Origin of the sequence: Devosia sp. (assembly GCF_028290645.1) — a bacterium.
Lineage (GTDB): Bacteria > Pseudomonadota > Alphaproteobacteria > Rhizobiales > Devosiaceae > Devosia_A.
This window is the reverse complement of record NZ_JAQGJL010000084.1, coordinates 1-6,251: the sequence shown is the minus strand read 5'-3', so window position 1 is coordinate 6,251 and position 6,251 is coordinate 1. Positions and strand designations below refer to the sequence as shown.

Sequence of the window (6,251 nt, the reverse complement as noted above, 5' to 3'; positions counted from 1 at the left end):
TCTGGGGATCTGGGTGCTGTCGGTGATGCCCGCCTTCGCGCTGGTGCCCGTCATCGATGCGGCGACATTGAGGATGACGCAGCGGCACGGCACCGACTTCAGCGCGGTGCGGGCCTGGGGCACGGTGGGCTTCATGGTCACCACCGGGCTCAGCGGCCCGCTGATCGCCTGGCTCGGGGATGGGGCGTTCGTGCCGGTGTTCGTCGCCTTCGCCCTGCTGCGGGCGCTGCTGTCGTTCCAGCTGCCGCAGTTTCGTGCCGGCGAGGTGCGGATCAAGCCGGAGCATCGGCTCGGGGCGAAGAAGCTGCGCGAGGTGATGAGCCCGTGGTTCCTTATGGCGCTGATCGGGGTCGCCATCCTCTATTCGACCCACGGCGTGCTTGGCGCGTTCGGGGCGGTGCTGTGGACCGAGCAGGGCATCCCCGAGGGCCTGATCGGGCCGCTGGTCGCCACCATGGCCGCGGCCGAGGCGGGAATGATGTTCATCTGGAAGCGGCTGAACCTCAAGGTCTCGGCGCGGCATCTCATCATCTTCGCCTGCCTCGTCGCGGCGTTCCGCTGGACGGCGATGGCGTTCTCGCCGCCGGTCTGGGTGCTCTTCCTGCTGCAGACGCTGCACTCGATCACCTTCGCCATGGGGTACTTCGGCGGCATCTACTTCCTCGCCAACTGGACCAGCGAGGATATCGCCGCCGAAGCGCAGGGCTTCTCCTATGTGCTGCAGCAGGCGATGTCGGTGGTGGTGATCCTCGTCATGGGCTGGTGCGTCGCCGCCTTCGGGCCATGGGCGTGGCTGGTGGTCGGCGGCTACGCGCTGGTGGGGGCGCTCTGCGTGGTGCTGTCGCTGAAGCTGCAGCCGCCCAATGCCCACCCGATCACCACCGACCAGCTCACCGTCGCCGATCCCGCCCCCTGAGTCCCTAGATGACCACCCTCGCCGTCCCGGAACCCCGCATCTCGCCCGAACTGCGCGCCAGCGTCTATTATTTCATCCAGTACATGTCGGGCGCGGTGGTCACCGTCTATGGTGGCATCTGGTTTGCCGGGCAGGGCCTCAACTCGGAGCAGATCGGCATCATCAATGCCGTCCCCGTGCTGATCATGCTGCTGCTCAACGTGGCGGTGGGGCGGATCGCCGACCGCGCCTCGGACTGGCGGCAGGTCATCGTCTTCGGCTCGGTGCTCGCCGGTCTCATCCCGATCGGCCTGTTCTTCGTCAACGGCTTCTGGGGCATCCTCATCGTCTGGACACTGCTCTCCCTGCCGGCCGCCGCCGTCGGTCCGGTGACCGATGCCGCGACCATGCGGATGACGCGGCGACGCGGTACGCATTTCGGGCCGATCCGCGCTTGGGGCACGGTCGGCTACATGCTGATGCTCATCCTCACCGGCTTCATCATCGCGCAGCTCGGCGGTGGCATATTCCTGCCGATGTTCGTCGGGCTGTCGCTGCTGCGGACCCTCGCCGCGGTCGGGTTGCCGCGCTTCCGCGGCCCCGAGAGGCAGGACGCGCCGGCGCCATCGGGCGCCCGGCACCTGCGCGAGGTGATGAAGCCGTTCTTCATCCTGCCGCTCATCGGCTTTTCGATGGTGTTCGGCACCCACATAGTGCTCAACGCATTCCAGGGGCTGCTCTGGATGGAGCAGGGCTTTTCGGCCGATATCATCGGCCCGCTCCTCGCCGTCGCGGCGTTCTCGGAGGCCGGGCTGATGTTCGTCTTCGGGCGCTTCGCCAAGCGGTTCTCGGCCCGCAGCCTCATCCTTGCCTCCGCCGCCGTCGCGGTTTTCCGCTGGAGCTGCATGGCGTTGCAGCCGGGCATTGAACTCCTGATTCCGCTCCAGGCCCTCAACGCCATCACCTTCGCGCTCGGCTACATGGGCTCCATGCACTTCATCGCCAACTGGACCGGCGACGAGATCGCGGCCGAGGCGCAGGGCTTCTTCCAGATGCTGCAGCAGGCCATGAGCGTCATCGCGCTGGTCGGCTTCGGCTGGCTCACCGGCATGATGGGCGCCAAGGCCTACTTCGTCGCCGCAGCCTTCGCCGGCCTCGGCGGCCTGCTGATCTGGCTGTCGATCGCGATGCAGGGGCCAAAGCAGGCGGCAGAGGCGCGGCTGGGGTAGGCGGCCGCGGCCCCTCGCACCGGATTGCCTTCTCCCACAAGGGGAGAAGGCGACTACCGCAACACCGCACCCAAAGGAAAAGGCCCCGCGGTTTTCCCACGGGGCCCTCAATCAAGGTCAATGGCTAGTCGCTACCCCAGCCGGCCGCTCGCGTGGGCCAGCATCGTATACACCCGGCCGCGGTCGCTGAGCAGGTACTCGCGGGTCTCGCCGGCCGGGTTGGGGCCGGTGGCGGCGCGCTTCAGCAGTTGCTCGAACTCGGCCATGTAGGTCGCGGCGGTCTTGCCGAAATCCGGGTCGCGCTGGATGCGCTTCCTGACCTCGTCATAGGTCGCCTGGCCGCCCAGCGTGTAGATCCGGCGCGAGAACACGTTCTGCTCGCCCGACTGGTAGCGCTGCCAGGCATCGGCCAGTGCTGCCGGCTCCATCGACTGGGCGATCTCCTCGGTGAGGGTCGAGAGGTTCTGTCCCTGCGACGGCGCGGGTGTTGGGGCTGGCGCGGGCGCCGGTGCAGCCGCGGGGGCGGCAGCGGCCGGACCCGAAGCGTTGCGGAGCACGTCACGGAGCCAGCCACCACCTTCTTCGGACTTGGCTGCGGGCTTGGCCTCGGCAACGGTCTGCGGACGCGGCGCGGTGACCACCGGTGCCGGAACGTCCGGCATCGGCACGTAGCGCGGCGTGGCGCGGGCCGGTTCGGCCGGCTTCGGCTCGGCGGCGCGCACCGGCTCCGGACGGGCCGGTTCCGGACGCGGCTCGGGCCGCGACGGGGCTTCGTCACGGACATAGGACTGGCGGGTCGGCGCCGACGGGCGGCGTTCGTTGAGGTCGTGCGTCGCCGGCTGGGCGCGAACGATGGCGTTGAGTTCGGCCAGCGCTTCGATCTGTTCGGCAACGACGCGGCGCATCGCGGCGGCGCTGGATTTGGTCTCCTCGGGGAGTTCCATGACGCCACGGGCCAGTTCCGACCGCGTGTTCTCGAGCTCGGCGCCCACTTCCTTGGCGGTGGCGCGCATCGCGGTAGCCGTCTCGTTGAAGCGCTGGGTGGCCTCTTCGAGCGCCGACTGCATCTCGAGGATCATCGTTGCCTGCGTCTGGCGCAGGGCATCGGCGGCGCGCTGGCTCTCGTTCGCTGCGGTATCGGTGAACGAGCCGAGCTGGGTGGCGACACGATGCGAGGTGCCCTCCAGCGCTTCCTCGAGCAGGTTGGTGCTCTTGCCGAGCACCGACTGCATCTCGGCGGTGGCGCTGGCCAGCGCACTCTGTACCTTGTCGGTGGTGCCGGTGAGGGCTTCCTCGAGCTGGCCGGTGGTTGCGCCGAGGGCAGTCTGCACCTTCTCGGCCGTGTTGGTCAGCACGTTTTCGAGCTGGCTGGTGGTCTCGCCCAGGGCGGCCTGCACCTGCTCGGCGGTGTTGGTGAGGACGTTCTGCAGCTGGCCGGTGGTGTCGGCGAGGGCGGCGTTGATCGTGCCCGACGTCGCTTCCAGCGTCTCGGCGACGTTGGAGGTGGTGGTGGCGAGCAACTGCTCCATCGACTCGCGGGCAGCGACGAGGCGGTGCTCGGTCTCTTCGACGGTTTCCGAGATGGAGTGGGCGAAGCCGCGCATGCGGCCGTCGATCTCATCGGCGCGGGCGGTGAAGGCCTGCGCCAGTTCGTCCATGGCAGTGCGGCGATCGTCGAGATTGGCGAGGGTGAGCGTACCCGAAGTGCTGAGGTTCTGCGCCGCCGAGTCGAGGCTCTTGGCCTCGGCGTCGAGGTTGCCGAGCATCGAGCCGAACTCGTTGACCATCGAGGAAATCGAGGCCTGCAGGGCACCGACATGCTCGGTGACGAGCCGGCCGGCCTCCTCGGTCGAGCCGATGGCCTCGCGCACCGTGGTCGAGTAGGTCGCGGTCTGCTGGGCGACCGAGGTCTCGAGGTTGGCGAGGTTGGCGGTCGAGGCGTCGAGCACCTTCTGCAGCAGCATGTTGCTGTCGTTGAGCTTGCCCAGCGCGGTCGTCACATCGGTGAGGATGCGCGAGGTCGACTGGTTCATCAGGTCTTCGGCGTTCGAGGCGTTGGTGATCAGCGCCTGGGCCAGGACGTTGCCGTGGTTCTGCAGCGACATCTCGAGCTGGGCGGAGCTGTCGGAGACGAGCGCCGAGAAGGCGTCGGTCTGTTCCGAGACGACCCGGTTGATCTCCGCGACCTTGCTGCCGATGGCGTCGGCGGCGGCCACGGCCTTGATCGAGATCAGCTCGTCGATATTGCTAGAGGCCTGGTGGATCTGGGCGAGAGCCCGGCCCACCGCGACGTCCATGCGGTCGGCAGTGGTGGTGACGTCGTCGGCGATGCCCTGCGTCGCGGACACGATGCGGCGGGAGATGGTCTCCTCGATCCGGTCGGCGCCGGACTCAAGGTCGGTCATCGATTGCACCAGCGCGGTGTTGATCGCGGTGTTGAGCGAGGCCAGCCGTTCGGCCGTGATGTCGGCGCGGGCGGTGATCGCCTCGGGCAGGGTGCCCAGCCGCTGGTCGACCATGTCGGTGATGGCCTTGCGGGCCGAGTTGACGCCGGTCTCGATGATGTCGGCGGCCTTGCGGGCGCTCTCGCCGACGGTAGAGGCGGCGCCGTCGATGCGGGCAGTAACGCCCGACTCGGCGTCGGCGATGCGGAGGATCGCTGCATCGATGCCGCGGCCCAGGCCCTCGCTGACTTCGGCGACCTTGGACTCGAACAGCGTCGAGACGGCCGCCGCGCGCTCCGACATCACGTCGGAGACGTTGCGGAGGCTCGAGTCGATCCGGTCGCGCGCCGTGGCGCCCTGTGCGTCGATGGTGCGGGCGAGCTCGGCGGTACGGTCGCCGATCGCCGCAGCGATGCCGACGGTGTGGCTGCCGAGCGTCTCGGCGAGCTGCTGGGTGCGGCTGTTGAGTGCGTCGGCGAGTTCGGCCGAGCGGCTGGAGACGGTTGTTGCCAGTGCCTGGGTGCGCTGGTCGAGGCTGTCGCCGATCTGCTGGGCATGCTGGTGCAGCGCGAGGTCGATGGCCTGGGTGCGGGTCAGGACCGACTGGTCCAGCGCCTGGGTGCGGCTCGCGACGGCATCGTCGAATTCCTTGGCGCGGCCGGTCAGCACCTGGTCGAACTGCTCGACCCGGGCGCCGAGAGCCGTGTCGATGGCCTGGGCGTGGGTGATGATGTTGGTGTCCATGGCCCGGGCGTGCCCGGCAATGGTCACGTCGAAGGCCTTCACGTGCTCGTCGAGCGCGGCGCTCAGTTCGCCATGGCGGCTGTTAAGCGTTTCGTTGAGCAGCTGGGTGCGGCCGTCGAGGGCGTCGGCGATGATCTGCGTGTGGCCTTCGAGCGAGTCCGAGATTTCGCGCGAACGGTTGGCGATCGACTCGGTGATCTGCTTGGTGCGCTGTCCGAGCGTCTCGGTCATCTCGCGGGTGCGCTGGCCGACGATCTCGTTGAAGTGCTCGGCCTTCTCATCGAGCGCCATTTCCAGCACGTTGGCCCGGGCCGAGAAGCTGGCATTGTTCTTGTCGAGCGCGACGATGAGCTTCTCGCCCTTGTCGCCAATGACGCCGTCGAGGGTCGAGAGGCGGGTGTCGATGGCCGTGGCGATCTCGTCGAGGCGCGCATCGAATTGCGCGAGATTCTGCGAGCCGGCACCGGTCAGGGTGACGCGGGCGCGCTCGGTGGTGTCGTCGAGGGCGCCGGACAATTCGATCATCGCTGACTGCAGGCGCGATTCCATCGAGTTGACCTGGATCTGCACCTGCTCGTCGAGCTGGTGGCTGAGGCCGGAAAGCAGCTGCTCGGCCTCGCGGGCGCGGCCGGTGATGTCGGACGCGATGCGGGTGCCGATCATGTCGAGCGCGCTCGACACTTCATGGCCGCGGTCGCGCAACTGGTCGAGCAGGGTGATGCCGCCCTGGCTGAGGAGCTTGGCCAGCGACGAGGTGCGGTTGTCGATGGCGTCGGAGAGCGTGATGGCGCGGGTATCCAGCGCTTCGGTCAGCGACTGCATGCGGCCGTCGATCACCGAGCTCAGCTCGAGCGTGCGGTTCTCGAAGGCGCCCGAGATGGTCCCGGCGCGGTCCTCGAGCGTCATGTTGAGGCGCGACGCCGAATCGTCGAGCGCCAC

General features: G+C 68.3%; 2 protein-coding genes and 1 pseudogene. 2 read left to right on the top strand and 1 reads right to left on the bottom strand.

All coding sequences use genetic code 11. The annotated features are described in order from the left end of the window. A partial coding sequence (locus JWQ89_RS04510; protein WP_299638787.1) for an MFS transporter occupies positions 1-916 on the top strand: 916 nt, incomplete at its 5' end. Positions 917-924: 8 nt separating this feature from the next. Beyond that, complete coding sequence (locus JWQ89_RS04505) at positions 925-2,124, top strand: MFS transporter (protein ID WP_299638785.1); 1,200 nt, start codon at positions 925-927, stop codon at positions 2,122-2,124. A gap of 131 nt (positions 2,125-2,255) precedes the next feature. Here the strand turns inward: JWQ89_RS04505 and JWQ89_RS04500 are convergent. Beyond that, a pseudogene (locus JWQ89_RS04500) lies at positions 2,256-6,251 on the bottom strand (hypothetical protein); the annotation flags it as partial.